Genomic DNA, 15981 nt, shown 5'->3' on the forward strand with positions numbered 1-15981 from the left:
TCTCGGCAAGTTGTGTGCAGCTAATAGAGTTCGGTTCTGTCATGAGAAAGCCCATATAAATGGGTAATGTACAAGTTGCTGTAGAAGCATGTTTAATTCGTCTGATCACAGATACTTTATAAAGTATTTTAATACTTTTTTGAATCCGTCAATGCGTAAGTCCTAAATTTATTAAATAAAGAATAATAATTGATGAGTAGAATAGCGTTATTAGGAATCTTTAATAAAAGCCAGATATATATTTTTTAAAATTCGCAGATTCAAATCCCAAGTGCAACACATTTGTAATTAGTTGAAAAAGTTAGGTGTATTCATAGAATCATTAGACTTTTTCAACTCGCAATTGGAAAGCACACAATGAAGAAATACACCCAACTTTCTCAAGATGAAAGATACGAAATTTATGCTACTTTGAAAAGTAAAAGTTCAATCGCTACCCTTGCTCGGGAGTTAGGACGTTCACGATCAACCATCTACCGTGAATTAAAAAGAAATACTGGGCAACGTGGATATAGAGCTCAACAGGCAGCTAAATTTGCAAGTCAAAGACGGTACCGTCCTTCATCATCAATGACAGCATTTGCCTTCGCTTATATTGATTATTTGATTGGTTTGGACTGGTCACCCGAACAAATTTCAGGTGCTTTAACACAACGCGGTTGGCTGGATGTACCTTCACATGAGTGGATTTACCAGTACATTTATCAAGATAAATCAAAAGGTGGTAAACTTCATCTACACTTAAGGCATCAGAAGAAATATCGAAAACGCGGTTACAAAAACACGGATCGTAGGGGTCAAATCATTGATAAAACAAGTATTCACTGCCGAGACCAGGTCATTGATCAACGACAACGTTTAGGAGATTTCGAAGGTGACACGGTGATTGGTAAACATCATAAAGGTGCTTTATTGACTCTCGTTGATCGAAAGAGCCTGTATGTACATATTGTTCATTTAGGGCCAACGAGAGCATCCTCTCAAACGATTACTTGTGCACTAGATCGTTTACAAATGAGCCATGCTTATAGTGTGACATTTGATAATGGCAAAGAATTTTCCGAACACAAAAGAATTACTGATGCTGGCATAGAGACGTATTTTGCTGATCCTTACAAGTCTATTCAGCGAGCTAGAAATGAAAATACGAATGGTTTAATCCGTCAATATCTGCCAAAATCATCATCGTTTGATGACGTGTCAAAGGAACAAATAGAGCAGATAGAATTTGCACTCAACCATCGTCCTAGAAAAACCCTAGGTTGGTATACACCGAGTGAAGTTATGGCTGGTTTTTATACTGTTGCACTTGCCGCTTGAATCCGCCATTAAAGATTAAGTAAATAATTGGGGAAAATAAGAGGCCATTCAATGTTTGAAAGTATTAAGAATAAAGTGAATCAGTTGATCAACCCACAAGGGCAAAATTCATTGGATTCAGAAACCTTGGCTTTAATCAACACAATTGTTGAACCTTTGGCACAGGTGGATGCAGCATTGCCGAATCAGGTTTTAAACTATATTGTAAATGGACAAAATCCTGAGGTTTTAATGACCTTACAACAACAAGCGACAGATAAAGCCTGTGCATTGTTGGGTAGTCCTGGCACTTATGGCTGGTTTTGGCCCTCTTCAGAATTGACTAAAGCTCAGGAGAAATTATGCAAAGCTTCCCAAAACGCACGTTATAAGCTGTATATCAATATTTTTTCAAAACTCAGCAGCGAACAGATTATCCGTTATGGCAAGTTTTTGGAAGCAGCCACTCAACAACGAAATTACTCTCAATTATCCAAACAAAGCCCTGTATGGTTCGGTTACGTTTTGGTCGATGGTTTATTAAGTAGTTTTAACCATCAAAGTTTTGATGATCGCCAGAAAAAGTCACATCGTGATCTCTGGACACTGGCAGTACTCAAACAACTGTATTTATCTGAGCCTGAAAATAATATTGAGGGTTTTATTGCAACCTTATTTGAGCGAGATGGGGTTAATAATTATCACCATGATCAGCTTAACGTTTTATTTAAACTTTCCGATAGTGTCGTATTTTTCAATGAACATGCCCAACAGGTTCGGGAGATTTTACCGAAGCTGTCTGCCGCAGCACAGGGGATTTTTTTAGAATTTATTGCTCAACATTCAGACTTATTGCAACAACAAACTGAGCTGATGATTATGCTTGCGCTTAGTTCAAGTAAAACTGTTCGTGAACAGGCAACCGTATTGTTGTCGCAGCTTAATCAGACAGAAAGTCAGCAATATTTGCAACATTTTCTGTTGAATGGTGAGAGCAAACAGCGCAGTTTTGCGGCGGATTTACTGGCGCGTCTGGGTGAGCAAAACCGAGACATTTTGCAACAAGCCGCAGACAGTGAAAAATTAAAATCAGTACAAGTGCTGATTATTGCTGCTTTACAACGGCTTGAGAGCTTGCAGCAGGTGGTTGAGGTTGATTATACCTTACCTGAAATTAAGGCTATTGAAACGCAGGATATTCCAGAAAGTTTTATCCCAATCATTGTGGAAAACTATCAAGCATTACTGGAAAAAGCCAGACTACGTGCTGAGCAAGAAATCGAAGATAATAAAACAGCCTCTTATAAAAGCACTTGGGCGCAAAGTAATTACAAAGACCTGCAAAAACTCAAAATAGAGCAGATCAGCCAGCAGTTGTTCTCCACAATTAATGGCAAGAAAAGAACCCAGATACACGGTGATCATTATAATATCCTGACCCACCAGAATAAGCTGCAAAATCTGCCTGAGTATGGTCTGGAACATGCGCTACGTTTAAGTTATCACGGACGAAACTGGATTAACTGGAATGAACTTTTCAATAGTTTGCTAAAACCACATCATTATGAAAATCTTGAGTTGCGTCAGCTTGAACAGTTGATGAAACAGTTGGGTTTTGAAAAACCTGCGCGTATGATTGCCGAGAGTTATTTAGAGAACTATTACTATGAAAACTTGAGTAGTTATATTGCAGAGGATGACAAGGTTGTTCCATTTTTTATGGAGCATATTGATCTGATTGCTGAAGCGTTGGGTTTATCACCTGATAAAAGTGAATCACGCTACCATGGTTTTGAGCCTTTACATGCAATTGGTGTATTGCAACGTTTCCCACAATTGCCAAAACAGTTTATTCCTCGTTTACTTGAGTTTGCTCTGGGGGATGGAAAACGTTTACGTTTTGATGCTCAGGAAGTATTGAGAAAACTCCCTGATATCCATTTACGTGCGATTGAAGCGCTGGAAAATGGTAAACAGGAAATTCGTATTACCGCGATTGAATGGTTGGCCCGTTTACAGCATCAAGCCGCTGTGCCTGCCTTATATGCGTTGTTGGAAAAAGAGAAAAAAGAAGTTGTTATTGCTGCAATTCTGACAGCTTTGGAGCAATTAGGGGAAGATATCAGTCGTTATCTTTCACCTGAAAATTTGCTGAAAGATGCTGAAAAAGGACTAAAAGGTAAAATTGCCAGTAGCTTTATCTGGTTTGATTTACAGCATTTACCTCAAGCCCAATGGCAGGATGGAACGACAGTTGATCCCAAAATTATTCAGTGGTGGGTAATTTTAGCGGATAAATTAAAAGATCCGATTCCAAATGCCTTGTTACAGCGTTATATGGGGCTGTTGAATGAAAAGAGTCAACAGACACTTTCGCTACATTTACTAAAAAGCTTTATTTATCAGGATACACGTAATCCAACTTTAGAAGAGGCGATGGAGGTTGCAACTAAAGAAGCGCCAAGTCGTTTAGCATCTTATCAAGATTCATTTAAGCGTTGGGGACAAAAGTACCCTGAATTTTATGGGCGTTATGAGCACATCACGTTAGAAGAAGTGGTTGAGGAAATTAAACGTGAACGTCTGGCAATTTATTTAGGCTCTGCCATCAAAAGTAAGGGCATGCTGGCACTCACCTTTAAAACACAGGGCAGTATTGCGGTGAAATTGTTGCAGGATTATATGAAGCAACACTATCAACGTCGTGCGCAAATTGAAGCAATGTTGAGTGGTTTTTCAGTCAGTGATGATCCACTCATGATTCAATTGCTGCTCAGTCTTTCACGTCGTTATCGTACTGCATCAGTTCAAACTCTGGCAAAACAACTGGTTGAGCAAATTGCTGAGCGTAATCAATGGAGCAGTGATGAGTTGGCAGATCGTACCATCCCGACCGCTGGTTTGGACGATGCGGGTGTACTGAGTTTAGAATATGGTTCACGAATTCTAACTGCTTATGTGGATGAAAAAGATAAATTTGTACTGAAAAATGAAGATGGCAAGATCATCAAAAGCCTACCTGCTGCACGACAAGGCGATGATGAAAGCCTAATCAAGGAAGCGAAATCATTGTTCAGCAGCAGTAAGAAAGAATTTAAACAGGTCATTGATTTACAGACACAGCGTCTATATGAGGCGATGTGTAGTGAACGTGTATGGAGCAGTGCAGACTGGCAAGAATACCTGTTTGCACATCCGATTATGAAGCGTTTGATTCAACGTTTGGTTTGGTTGGAAATTTCTACAGAGGGTGAGATTCTACACAGTTTCCGTCCGAGTGATGATGGCAGTCTGTTAAATCTGGAAGATGATGAAATTGAATTGTCGGCAGATAGCCAGATTAAAATTGCGCATGTGGTTTTGATTAGTGCTGAGGATGCTGAGGCATGGCAAGCGCACTTTAAAGACTATAAAGTGAAGTTTCTGTTTGAACAAATGACACACCAGCTTCCTGTTTTTGAAGCACAGGCTGAAATCATTGAAGATCGTAAAGGTTGGTTAACCGATACCTTTACCTTGCGTGGTGTGATCACTAAGCTGGGCTATCAACGTGCCTCGATTGAAGATGGCGGCTCCTTTGATAGTTACTTTAAGCCATTTAGTCAAATCGGTTTATCTGCGGTGATTCGTTTTAGTGGTAGCTATGTGCCTGAAGAAAATCTTGCAGCCGTTTTATATGACCTGAGTTTTGAGAAAAAAAATGTGCATTCGTGGCGTGACAGTGGGATGAATCTGGCAGATGTTCCGCCTGTGTTGTTGGCTGAGACCTATGCAGATTATTTAAAAGTTGCTGAGGCATGTTCTGGTTTTGATCCTGAATGGCAGAAGAAAACGCCGTGGTAGAAAATGGTAAAAATATGAATCAACAAGACATTATTAAACTCAGTGCCGAACAACGTTTTGCAGAAGAACTGGCAACATTAACTGAGCATGACCATGCACCCAAGCCACAAGGTTGGTTACGTTCACCACGTGCAGTACGCCAATTTATTCTTGGTGATGAAAAACTTGCCATCAGCCGTAAATTTTATGGTGATGATGCCTTGGTAGATCGAGCTATTGTCACTTTATTGGGAAAACAAGGTTTGATGTTAGTGGGTGAGCCCGGTACAGCAAAATCCATGCTTTCTGAGTTGTTAGCAGCTGCGATTAGCGGTGATTCTGGACTGACCATTCAGGGGACAGCGGGTACAACCGAAGACCATTTAAAATACTCATGGAACTATGCCTTATTACTTGCAGAGGGTCCAAATGAAAAATCTTTGGTGTCATCGCCTGTATATCAAGCCATGCAACAAGGCAAGATTATTCGTTTTGAGGAAATCACCCGTTGTCCACCTGAAATTCAGGACGTGCTGGTTTCACTGATGTCTGAAAAGACCATGATGATTCCTGAGTTAGGTGAGCAAGGTCGTGTTTATGCCAAAGCAGGATTTAATATTATTGCCACTGCCAACTTGCGGGATCGTGGTGTGCATGAGATGTCCTCGGCATTGAAACGTCGTTTTAATTTTGAAACCGTTCGCCCGATTGCCGATCCTGTGTTTGAGCGTGAATTAGTATTGACTCAGTTAAAACGTGAGTTAGGCGATTTATCTGATCAGATTCAAATGTCTGAATCTGTGGTCGATCTACTGGTTACAGTTTTCCAAGAGTTACGCCAAGGCACAACCAAAGATGGTACGTCGATTAAAACGCCTGACGCGGTGATGTCGACAGCGGAAGCAGTGAATATTGCCTATGCTGCTGCTTTAGAGGGCTATTATCTGGGTGATCAATCCTTGAGTGGGGCCGCGATTGCCCGTCAGTTGATCGGTGTGGTGCTCAAAGATAATGCGGATGATGCCAAACGGATGCGTTTTTATATGGATAATGTGGCACGTGAACGGGCGAAACTGGATGCTACCTGGAAAGCTTTTTTTGATGCTGGGAAGACGTTTTGGCAATGACCATACCTCAACGCTTACAACACGCCCTAGCATGGCAAAAGGCTTTGGCTGAAAGGGGGATTCATTTTTTACCAATTCGCCATCATAGTCCAGCGTGTGCCTACGCTACTTTACAAGCCTTACAGCAGTTGCAGGCTACGCATGTGTTGATTGAGGCACCACGTTCGTTTAATCGTTTAATTGCAGATTTACAGCATCCAGAAAGTCAGCCACCATTGGCTGTGTTGTGTCAAACCGAAATCATTGAACAGAATGTTGATGCTGTAAATGGGGAAACCGTTGAGCAGAAACAAACCCGTACGGCCTATTATCCATTTTGTGATTATTCACCTGAATGGGCAGCGCTGCGTTATGCGCCAGAAATTAATGCCCAGGTTGAGTTTATTGATTTGGCATGGAGCAGTCAGGTTGAGCATGAATTACAAACCTTTGCTGAACAAACATGGCAAAGCCGAAGCTTACAACAAGAACGTTATTTAGGGCATAGCCAGTATTTACAAGCCTTAGCGCATAAGTTGCATTGCCGTAACCATGATGAACTTTGGGATCATCTATTTGAGCTAAAGTCCAAAAAAGAGATGAATGACTGGCAAAACTTTTTCCATGAAGTTTTTGTCTGGTGTGCTATGTCTCGTCTGGACTATGAAGACAGTGTCTTGGAAGCTGATGCCTCTCTGGTTCGTGAACAATGTATGTTGCAGAGCATTTTAGAGTGCTATGAGAATAATAAGGGCACAATCTGTGTTATTACAGGTGGTTTCCACACTTTAGCTTTAATTGAGGAATTAGCTAAACAACTGTTATCTGAAAAACCAAAAAAGATCAAAAAAATAAAGTCAGCTGATCAGAATGATCAAGCTTGGCTGATTCGTTATAGTTTTGATCGCCTTGATGCCTTAAATGGTTATGCTTCAGGTATGCCATCGCCCGCTTTTTATCAGCGTTGTTGGCAGCAAATGATGGATGACTCTGCAAATGATGTTGAACAACGGCAAGCCTTAACTGTTGAGTTGCTTTCTGACTTTTCAAGACAATTGCGTGAGCAGCAGATTCTGGACAGTAGTTTTATTACCATTAAAAATGCCACTGAACAGGCGATGAGGTTAGCCAGTTTAAGAGAGCATCATCTCATTAGCCGTTTTGATTTGATTGATGCCTGCCAAAGCAGTTTTGTCAAAGGTAGTCTGGATGAGGGGCAGCAAGCCTTTCAGCATTTACTTCACCAGATTTTAAGTGGGGCTCGTTTAGGGCAGGTGGTTCAATCTACTCAAACGCCGCCACTCTTGGCACAAGTTTATGAGTTGGCCAAAATCCATCGTTTTAAACTGGATGAAACCACCAGCAAACGCGCGAAACTGGATGTATTCCGTAATCAGAAACATCGTTTGCGCAGTCGATTTTTACATTTGCTGGAATTTTTACAAGTCGGTTTTGCCAAATCAGTTAGTGGCCCTGACTTTTTGGGCGGTGGACGTTTACATTTGCTGTTTGAAGAATGGGACTATGCATGGACTCCGCATGTTGAAGCGCAATTGATTGGATTGTCAGAATTAGGAAGTGATCTCAATACCATCGCAGTACAGAAGTTACTGCAACTCAAAGAGACTTTTTCTCAGTCTGGACAAGGGCGATCTTCTCATCTTGCAGTACAGCTTTTAATTCGTGCAGCATTGATGGGATTACATAAACAAATTCCAATTCTTTTTGCCGAAATTCAACAATATTTACCCAATGATCCTGATCTGGACTCGGTCATTCAATGCGGGCAAAAACTATTAAATTTATGGACAGGTAAGGATTTTTTGGCTTTTCAACAGCAGCCTGAACTAAAAGGGTTGTTAGAACAGGTGATTCCAAGTGCCTTGTTTTTGCTTTCACAATTGGCAACGCCGCCCGCAGATCAACAGCAGCAGATTCTCAATCAAGTGTTGCAGTTACGCAATTTGTCTAAACAGATTCAGCGCGTAGTGGAGGGTGAAGCGGATTGGTTGACACAGTTCTATGAAACCCTGGCGCGTTTACATACCGATTGGCAAAAGCTAGATATATTGGCAGGTGCAGTGGATGCCTTACGTTTTATTGATGGTGATTTGACCGAACAAAACCTACAACAATCGATTCAGCAGCATTTTGGCATCGGTGCAAGCCCTGAACATGCAGTGGCCTATCTATCTGGCATGATGCAAAGCGCCCCTGAATTATTATTGCGTTATCCTGCTATGGCAAAGTTACTTAATCAGCTTTTATTGCAGTGGGATGAAGCTACTTTTGTCGCGATTCTGCCTGATCTACGCCAAGCATTTACCTATTTTAAACCAAAAGAAACCGCAGCTTTTGCGGAACAAATTGCACAGTTGAATGATGTTTCAAGTCTGGATATTTCTCAATATATGAGTGAGGTATCACAGGCTGAAATGTTGCAAGGTGTGCAGTTGAATCAACAGCTACAGCAGTTTTTAGTCGATCAAAATTTACAAGGTTGGTTAGCGTAATGGGTGATTCAAATTCTAAAGACCTTGCAGCCCGTTGGCGTTTAATTTTAGGTCGTTATAGCGATCGAGCATTAAATCAGGTACAACTCGATGCAGAACAACTTCGCTTGGAACGAACCCTTGATTATTTATACAACCGAGAGTATGAACAGCGCGGACATGTAGCAGGAGAATCACGTCATGGTTCACTTGATGATTCACAACTTACTGCAATTAACTGGCTCAATCAGGCACGCAAACTATTTCCACAAAGTACCTTTGAGCGTGTACAGACCCAGGCAGTTGAGCGGTATCAGTTAGATGCCTTGCTTAAAGATCCACAAAGTTTAAAAAGTCTGGAACCAACACCGCAATTGGCAAAAGCTTTATTGACCATGCGTGGGCGAATGAATGCACAAACCCGAGATGCTGTTCGAGAGATCATTAAAACGGTGGTGGAGCAGATTGTTGCACGCTTAAAACCGAATTTTATCAATGCGATTCATGGTCGTCGTAACCGTTTTCGTCGTTCATTGATTGCCAATAGTCAGAATTTTGACTGGCGGCGTACCATTCGGGAAAATCTAAAACATTATAACTATGATCTAAATAAGTTGATTATTCAACAGCCATTCTTCAATGCACGGGTACAGCGTCATTTACCCTGGACGGTGGTGTTATGTGTGGATCAAAGTGGTTCGATGATGAACTCAGTCATGTATAGCGCGATTTGTGCCAGTATTTTGGCGAGCTTACCTGCTGTTAAAGTTCATCTCGTATTATTTGATACCAATATTGTGGACTTGTCGCATATGGCGCATGACCCTGTTGAGGTATTGCTAACGGTGCAGTTGGGCGGTGGAACAGACATTGCCAAAGCAGTGAATTATTGTGAACGTTTTGTGACTCAACCCAATCGGACCATTTTTACCTTGATTAGTGATTTTGAAGAGGGCGGTTCAGTGGCGCATTTGCTTAATGCGATCAGTCGCTTGCAAAGCCAGCAGGTAAAATTACTGGGCTTGGCCGCTTTGGATGAACAGGCAAATCCAGTGTATGACATTCAGATGGCACAAAAACTGAATGAACGCGGCATGTCTGTGGCAGCTTTAACACCTGAACATTTTGCTGAATGGATGGCAGAGGTGATACAATGAGCTGGCAACAACAATATTTGGCTTATGATCAAGATAGCCTTGCAACCTATGCCAATGCGGGGCTGGTACGCCGTGCCTTAAAGGATATTGAAGCGGAAAAGGTTATTTTACAGAATGAACAAGCTGAACAGATCACGATTGAGAGTGATGGTCAACAAGTTTGTTTATCGGCTACAGGTTTAGTCAACGCATCATGTACTTGTCCTGCAATAGGTGTATGTAAGCATATCGTTGCCGCAGTGCTGTATTTACAACAACATTTGCAAAACCCAGTTCAACAACAGATCGAAAATCAGACACAAGATACACCTGAATTGGTTGAGATTTCGGTTGTTGCATCTAGCGAACAGCCTCAAGTAAGTTTAAATAAACCCAATCTTATTGAAGAGATTCTTGCATTTGATTTAAATCAACTTGCCAAAAAAATAGGCAAAGCTCAAACCCAAAAAGCGATTAAATTGGCTCGCCTTTGGCAGCAAGAGCAACAAACGGAACTATTAGAAGAACAGTATCGCTTAAAGATTCAGATCAAAAGTCTGGCTGAGGACATCATTTATGTTGCAGGAGCTGGTTTTGCAGGCATGCTGTCCAATCTGGAAAAAGATCAATCAGCCTATTATCTGGCGGCTTTAAGTGAAGTACAGCGTTTACAGGGAAAATCATGGGCTGAACTGGAACTGAGTGAAGCAGAAAATCCTGCAATTTTAAGCGAGAGTGAACGTCAGTTTATTTTTCAATTAAAAGATGATCTGGCACAGTTGCTTGAATTTGGCCTATCCCATGTCAATGAAATCACGGCACGGCAACTGCATTTACTCAATATGTCGGCACGAAGTGAATCACTGCCACGGCTGGCGGCAATGCTAAGGCAACTCAGTGGACAGGTAAATCGGCTATTAAATCGTGACGAGCACAGTTCAGAACAGGATACACTGCTATATCTAGCGCAGATGAATGCTTATCTCTATCAACTTCAACATGCACAAGGTGAACAGCTATTAAAATTGAGAGGGAAGCTGCGACAGCATTATCAGCTTGATGAAGAACAAGCTGATTTGCAGCTTTTACCTTTAGGCGCACGTTGGTGGCGGACGCTTGGGGGAGCACGTGGGATGAGCCTGTATTTTTCAGAATTGGAAAATCCTAAAACTTTTGAAGTCACTTTGGCGCGTGCTGAAAATAATGATCCCAACTTTACCCGTCATACTGCATGGTCTCAGCAGAGTGTCTGGATGTTAACTGCTCAACAACTGATGCAGAAAAAAGTACGTTTACAACAGCCTCGGTTTGGTGAAGATGGACGGTTATCTGCCGCAGGGACAAGTCGTGCCTTGCCTTTAAATAGCCTAAGTAAAATTGATGATTTTAGTCTTTACCAACAGATCGGATTTGATGACTGGCAGACATTACAGCAGCATTGGCAGCAACAGTTACAGACTATAGACGGAATTAATCAAACGATACTTCTTAATATCTCTGCTTATGACAGCCCAAAAGTAGATGAGATTGAACAATGCTTATGGTGGACAGTTTATGACCAAAACCGATCAACATTGCATTTGCGTTTGGACTGGAAAACACAAGACTTAGAGAAAATTCGTCAGCTTGAACGCTTATGTACCCAAATGGTACAGGTCCATTCTATTTTTGGATACTGCCAAATTAAAGGGCATCAATTGGTTCTATCACCGATGAGTTTATTGATCACTCAAAATGGCAAGAGTCGACTGTTTAACCTTGATTTTGACCAATTGGCTGAACCAAAAAAAACTTTAAAAGAAAGTATCGTTGGACGTATTGAGCAACTGTTGGCGAAGAAAAAACAGCAGCAAGCTAAATTTGCTTCAACTCAAATCAGCTTGAGCCAGAAAGTGTGTGAACCGATTTTGGAGGTATTGCTCAGTCTTAGTTGTTCAGGGCGTATGTTGCTGAGTGCTTCGCAGGTTGAAATACTACAGCAGCAACGACAGTTGGCACAGGATGCGGGAATGAGCCTTTTAGTTAGACAAATCAACTTAATTTTGGATACTTCTCAACTAAATTCAGCGCTGCTTTTACGTTTGGTCTATGTGTGTGACTTGCTTTTAAGAATGCAGGTTTTTTTGCCAATACAATTAAATATTGATAATAAATAGGACTTACGCACTGTTATTTATAGACTCTCTGTGGTAGCAGATGATTTTTATCGAGAATAAAGTCATCAATGAAGTTTTTGATCATTGGTCTAAATAATTTCTTCTGTAAGCGTCCGCTGAACCCCATGGCTATTTTTTAATTTTGTTCGGATTATCAATAACATAAGCGGGCATCGCTTGCTGAGTTAGGGTGTCACACTGATCACGGACCCATTTGCCACGTACATGCTGTTCCTTATAGAACGGTGCTGGTCTGAAATTCAGTTTTTCACTGATATCTTCGCCGACGTTTAAATTCAGCAGTATATGTTCTTCGTTTTTTCGCAAGAGATGCGATGGATGTCTGGTTATTTGTAGCCATAAATTTAAGTCCCCACTTATTTTTAAGTGCGGACTAAATTAAGGCTTATAGGACGAATTCATAAGGTGTCTTCAGCGGACGCTTACCTATTTTTTCAAAAATGAAAGCTCAAAAATTACCCGAAGAATGTGATAAAGAATGTATTTATTCAACTTTTATAGAGTCTTTTAAATGCCATATTTTAACCAAATGTTCAATTCAAATGATTGAATAAAGAAACTTTTCAAGTGTTATTTATTTATAAGTATATTGATTTCGTATATTTATGACATTTTAGACAGAATTTTTTGCAAAAACGTCACGTTATAATTTGTATTTATTTTCTACAATATAACAGTTCTACAAATCAGCTAAATAGCGAAGTTGTAAAACACAAGTGGAGAAAATGAGTAACTATAGCTGAATACGTAATTTATCATTACATCTAAAACCATAGGAAATCAGGTTTTACAGATGTTTCCATGTACTAATATTTTTAGAATTTAGCTATAAGGTCATCATTCATAACAGTTTAATACGATTTATATGATGTTTACTTATTCATAATAAAGAGAGTATAAAGCTTTCTTTAAGAAGATTTGTTATAAATGGAATGATAGAAAAATCAGATTTCATGGTTTTTCTAACAGGTAAATTGTAGACATTTCATGGAATCTTAGAGTTATTCGATATAACTCAATGTAGAAAGCATAGGAAATAAGTAATGCCTAAAAAATATGCGCGTTTTTTACCTACAGCCGATTCATTTAACTTGGAAGACTTCCCTTTTTACTGGATTTCTCAAGTAAATGCCCAGTATGTTCAAAACATTGACAACGTACTTAAAAAGTATGGTTTAGATAACTCTCGCCGCCGCATTCTCATTGCATTACATGTAAAACCTCATGCCAGTGTGTCTGAGCTTTCAGATATGGTCATTTCTAAAATGTCGACGACAACAAAAATTGTTTACCGCTTAAAGGATGAGGGATTTATTGAGACTTATTCCTGTAAAGAAGATGGTCGAATTACCCGCGTTTATTTAACCGAAAAAGGTCAGGAAATGATCACCAAGGTCAATGACCTCACTTCCGTTATTCTAGAGCAATCCTTTGATGGTCTGACACCATTACAGATTGAGAAAACTATGGAAATTCTCAAACATATGTTTAAGAACTTGGCGCGCTAATTTCCTATAAAAAGAGCTTCAATAATGAAGCCTTTTTTATTTTAGGTATAGAGAACTTATATCAATCAAATATACTGAATTCTGGAGTAATGTTTTCTATGGTCATAGGTCAACGTTTTACGCAGTTCTGCAGGTGAATATTTCAGAGCTTCAGTTAAAGCCTTGCGCACTGATTCTGCCTTTGCATCAGGTAATGTTGCCAAGATACAGAGCCGTGTATTTCGTTTAATAAGTGTTGCTATCGAAATTTTATTGTCTTTAACTTTAATTAAATTAGCTTCCCAATGACCTGGTATTTTTCTTTCTTGAACTTCAGTTGGGCGCTCATGAATAGTTTTAATATCCTGTAATATAGAATCTTTAGATCGTACCAGGATGTCTTTTAATGAGTTCAGCAAATTTTCTGGCTGAAAAGCTTTCTTTTCTTGACTCAAGCATTAATGCAGTACGATCTTCAAAGCTAAGATGATAGTATGACAATTTTATATACTCCATAAACCCTTTAAATTAATTAGGTGGTTTATGTCGCACTTCAAGTTTTACTCTGCCTATATTGATTTTAAAAATAAAATGCTCCAGAGGTGCCGCTGCATGGTCGTTACCCTGAACCCGATGAGTTCAAGGTGGAGGTGACGTATACTTAATGGGTTTCCTACTCGAGGCAGGCATACACTCAAAATACACAGAACACATCCATAAATTTAAGTATCGGCAGGGGACTGGACGTACTGGCGAACACCCTAGAGACAGTTTTAGTATAACCGATCTTTACACGATGACAATCGCTACTTGTAAAGATAATTATTAATTGATGGGGCTTTGTGCAAATAATCTTAACATTTAGGTATTTTTCTACACAGTCTGTTCCACATCTTCCAAAATGGTCTGGAGCAGGTGTTCACAATGGGCATATTCCTGTAAAGACTTATTCAGGCTAAACACTTCCTGAGCCATTTGCAGGGCCACCATAATCACAAGTTTGTTATGTTCTACACGAGGAGCATTACGGCGCATGTCATGAAACTTTTGGTTCAGTAGTTCAGCTGCACGCTCTAATTCTTCACGTTTATCTTCAGTCGTGTTTAAACGGAAAGTCTGTTCAATTAAACGAAGTTCTACTGTCACTTGTTCACTCATGATCAGTTTTCCTCTTGTAGTTCAGCATTTGGATGGGCGAGTTGCTGAATCTCTTGTGCATGTTGATCCTCGGCTGTACCAAGAACGGCTAGGCGGTGGATAATCGCCTCAACTTTAGACTTTGCTAACTCATTTTTCTGCAACAAACGATCACGGTCCTGTTGCAAGTCCTGAATTTCCTGTTGGCTATGACGTTGCTGTGCCTGTAGTTTTTCCTTGATGACACGTAGATCATTACGTTCCGCCAGAATTTCCTGAAAGCGATTTTTAAGATCAGTGGTACTTTTCTCTAAACGTCCATAACGTTCAGCCAAAGTTGTTGCATCAGTATTCAGTTGTTTAAATTGATCTTGTAACTGAGTCAGTTGTTCAGTTAAGTTATCAACTTCTTCCTGCTTTTGCATGATGATGCTATTTTTCTGCACAACTTGTGCATGATGATCAGTTTCAGCTAAAGCTTTAGCCTCAGTGAGCGAAGTGTTTTCTCGCTCTAAATGATGTAAACGTGTTTTTAAAACACCAATATGCGCTTGTAGACGCTGTAATTGTTCTAACATAACGAGGTCGCACAGAGTTGCAATCAAAGGTAATATATACAGCAGTATAGAGATTGGATAAACGAATGCAAGACGATATTTCAGGTTGGACGGAATGGAATGCTCATTTTGATGGGATTGAAGAAATTTCAAGTCCAAGTGAGTTACATGGATTACTCACAGGTATAGTTTGTGTCACACAAGCGCCAACCAAAGACGAATGGTCACAAATTTTAAATACTTTAAATGTTCCTGCATTATCGGAAGAGGCGTTAGAAAGCTTAACTGACGAAAGCGAAGATGTTTCTCATGCCTTGTCTGACGATGAGTTAGATTATTTGCCGATGTTGCCAGACGACACTCATTTGCTTGTAGACCGTGTTCAGGCATTGGCGGATTGGTGTGCAGGTGTGGTCCTTGGTTTTGGTTTGGCTTCTGGTCATATTCGTGCAGAAGAACAAGAGCTGATTGAACATTTACAAGATGTTGCAGCTGTTGAGTTTGAGGATTCGGACAATGATGAAGAGGGTGAGGAAAGCTATCAGGAACTGTATGAATTTGTACGCCTGATTCCTGTGAGTCTGTCGATTGGCCGTAAAAAGATTGCTGTAGCCGAAAGCTCATTATTACAAAACTTTCATGCAAAAAGTAAGAATCAGGGGGATATTGGCGATGCACAAAATGTCGTTGAAATGTTTACCCCACATCGTCCGAGTTAACTCGGGCGGTGCCTTAAGCTCTTATAAATAAAGATACTTACAATCATTC

Annotated in this window: 10 protein-coding genes, 1 other RNA gene and 2 pseudogenes; 8 read left to right on the forward strand and 5 right to left on the reverse strand. The window is 40.2% G+C overall.

Annotation, left to right across the window (positions count from 1 at the left end):
- Nucleotides 1–109: pseudogene (locus F967_RS14110) on the reverse strand (IS701 family transposase); the annotation flags it as partial.
- Nucleotides 110–357: 248 nt separating this feature from the next.
- On the opposite strand from F967_RS14110, the gene F967_RS05080 reads away from it, so the two are divergent.
- The 7 genes from F967_RS05080 (at nt 358) to F967_RS05115 (ending at nt 13540) form a co-directional block, all read left to right on the forward strand.
- Nucleotides 358–1320 carry an IS30 family transposase gene (locus F967_RS05080; RefSeq protein ID WP_004682288.1) on the forward strand — a complete coding sequence of 321 codons (963 nt, stop codon included), beginning with the start codon at nt 358–360 and terminating at the stop codon, nt 1318–1320.
- Nucleotides 1321–1371: 51 nt separating this feature from the next.
- Complete coding sequence (locus F967_RS05085; protein ID WP_004798604.1) at nt 1372–5142, forward strand: DUF4132 domain-containing protein; 3771 nt, start codon at nt 1372–1374, stop codon at nt 5140–5142.
- A gap of 14 nt (nt 5143–5156) precedes the next feature.
- Nucleotides 5157–6248, forward strand: coding sequence for an ATP-binding protein (locus F967_RS05090; protein ID WP_034431195.1), 1092 nt, complete (start codon nt 5157–5159; stop codon nt 6246–6248).
- The gene (locus F967_RS05095) at nt 6245–8740 is read left to right on the forward strand and encodes a DUF5682 family protein (protein WP_004798608.1); all 2496 of its coding nucleotides are present in this window, start codon (nt 6245–6247) and stop codon (nt 8738–8740) included. Before F967_RS05090 ends, F967_RS05095 begins: the two co-directional genes overlap by 4 nt.
- A complete protein-coding gene (locus tag F967_RS05100; RefSeq protein ID WP_004798609.1) occupies nt 8740–9876 on the forward strand; it encodes a VWA domain-containing protein in 1137 nt (378 codons plus the stop codon). The genes F967_RS05095 and F967_RS05100 overlap by 1 nt, the downstream gene beginning before the upstream one ends.
- Complete coding sequence (locus F967_RS05105; protein ID WP_004798611.1) at nt 9873–12011, forward strand: SWIM zinc finger family protein; 2139 nt, start codon at nt 9873–9875, stop codon at nt 12009–12011. Before F967_RS05100 ends, F967_RS05105 begins: the two co-directional genes overlap by 4 nt.
- A 1064-nt stretch (nt 12012–13075) precedes the next feature.
- Nucleotides 13076–13540 carry a MarR family winged helix-turn-helix transcriptional regulator gene (locus F967_RS05115; RefSeq protein ID WP_004678105.1) on the forward strand — a complete coding sequence of 155 codons (465 nt, stop codon included), beginning with the start codon at nt 13076–13078 and terminating at the stop codon, nt 13538–13540.
- Between the two features lie 83 nt (nt 13541–13623).
- On the opposite strand, the pseudogene F967_RS05120 reads toward F967_RS05115, so the two are convergent.
- The 4 genes and pseudogenes from F967_RS05120 to F967_RS05130 form a co-directional block, all read right to left on the reverse strand.
- A pseudogene (locus tag F967_RS05120) lies at nt 13624–13902 on the reverse strand (IS30 family transposase); the annotation flags it as partial.
- Nucleotides 13903–14108: 206 nt separating this feature from the next.
- Nucleotides 14109–14290, reverse strand: a non-coding RNA gene (gene ssrS / locus F967_RS13625) — 6S RNA.
- Nucleotides 14291–14392: 102 nt separating this feature from the next.
- Nucleotides 14393–14677: a cell division protein ZapA gene (locus F967_RS05125; protein ID WP_004678103.1), complete on the reverse strand. Its 285-nt coding sequence runs from the start codon at nt 14675–14677 to the stop codon at nt 14393–14395.
- Between the two features lie 2 nt (nt 14678–14679).
- A complete protein-coding gene (locus tag F967_RS05130; protein ID WP_004798613.1) occupies nt 14680–15234 on the reverse strand; it encodes a hypothetical protein in 555 nt (184 codons plus the stop codon).
- A 65-nt stretch (nt 15235–15299) separates the two neighbouring features.
- Here F967_RS05130 and F967_RS05135 point away from each other — a divergent pair, with 65 nt between their 5' ends.
- The gene (locus tag F967_RS05135) at nt 15300–15932 is read left to right on the forward strand and encodes a UPF0149 family protein (protein ID WP_004681281.1); all 633 of its coding nucleotides are present in this window, start codon (nt 15300–15302) and stop codon (nt 15930–15932) included.
- The last annotated feature ends 49 nt before the right edge of the window (nt 15933–15981 follow it).

This window comes from Acinetobacter sp. CIP 102637 (genome assembly GCF_000368425.1).
Taxonomy (GTDB): domain Bacteria; phylum Pseudomonadota; class Gammaproteobacteria; order Pseudomonadales; family Moraxellaceae; genus Acinetobacter; species Acinetobacter parvus.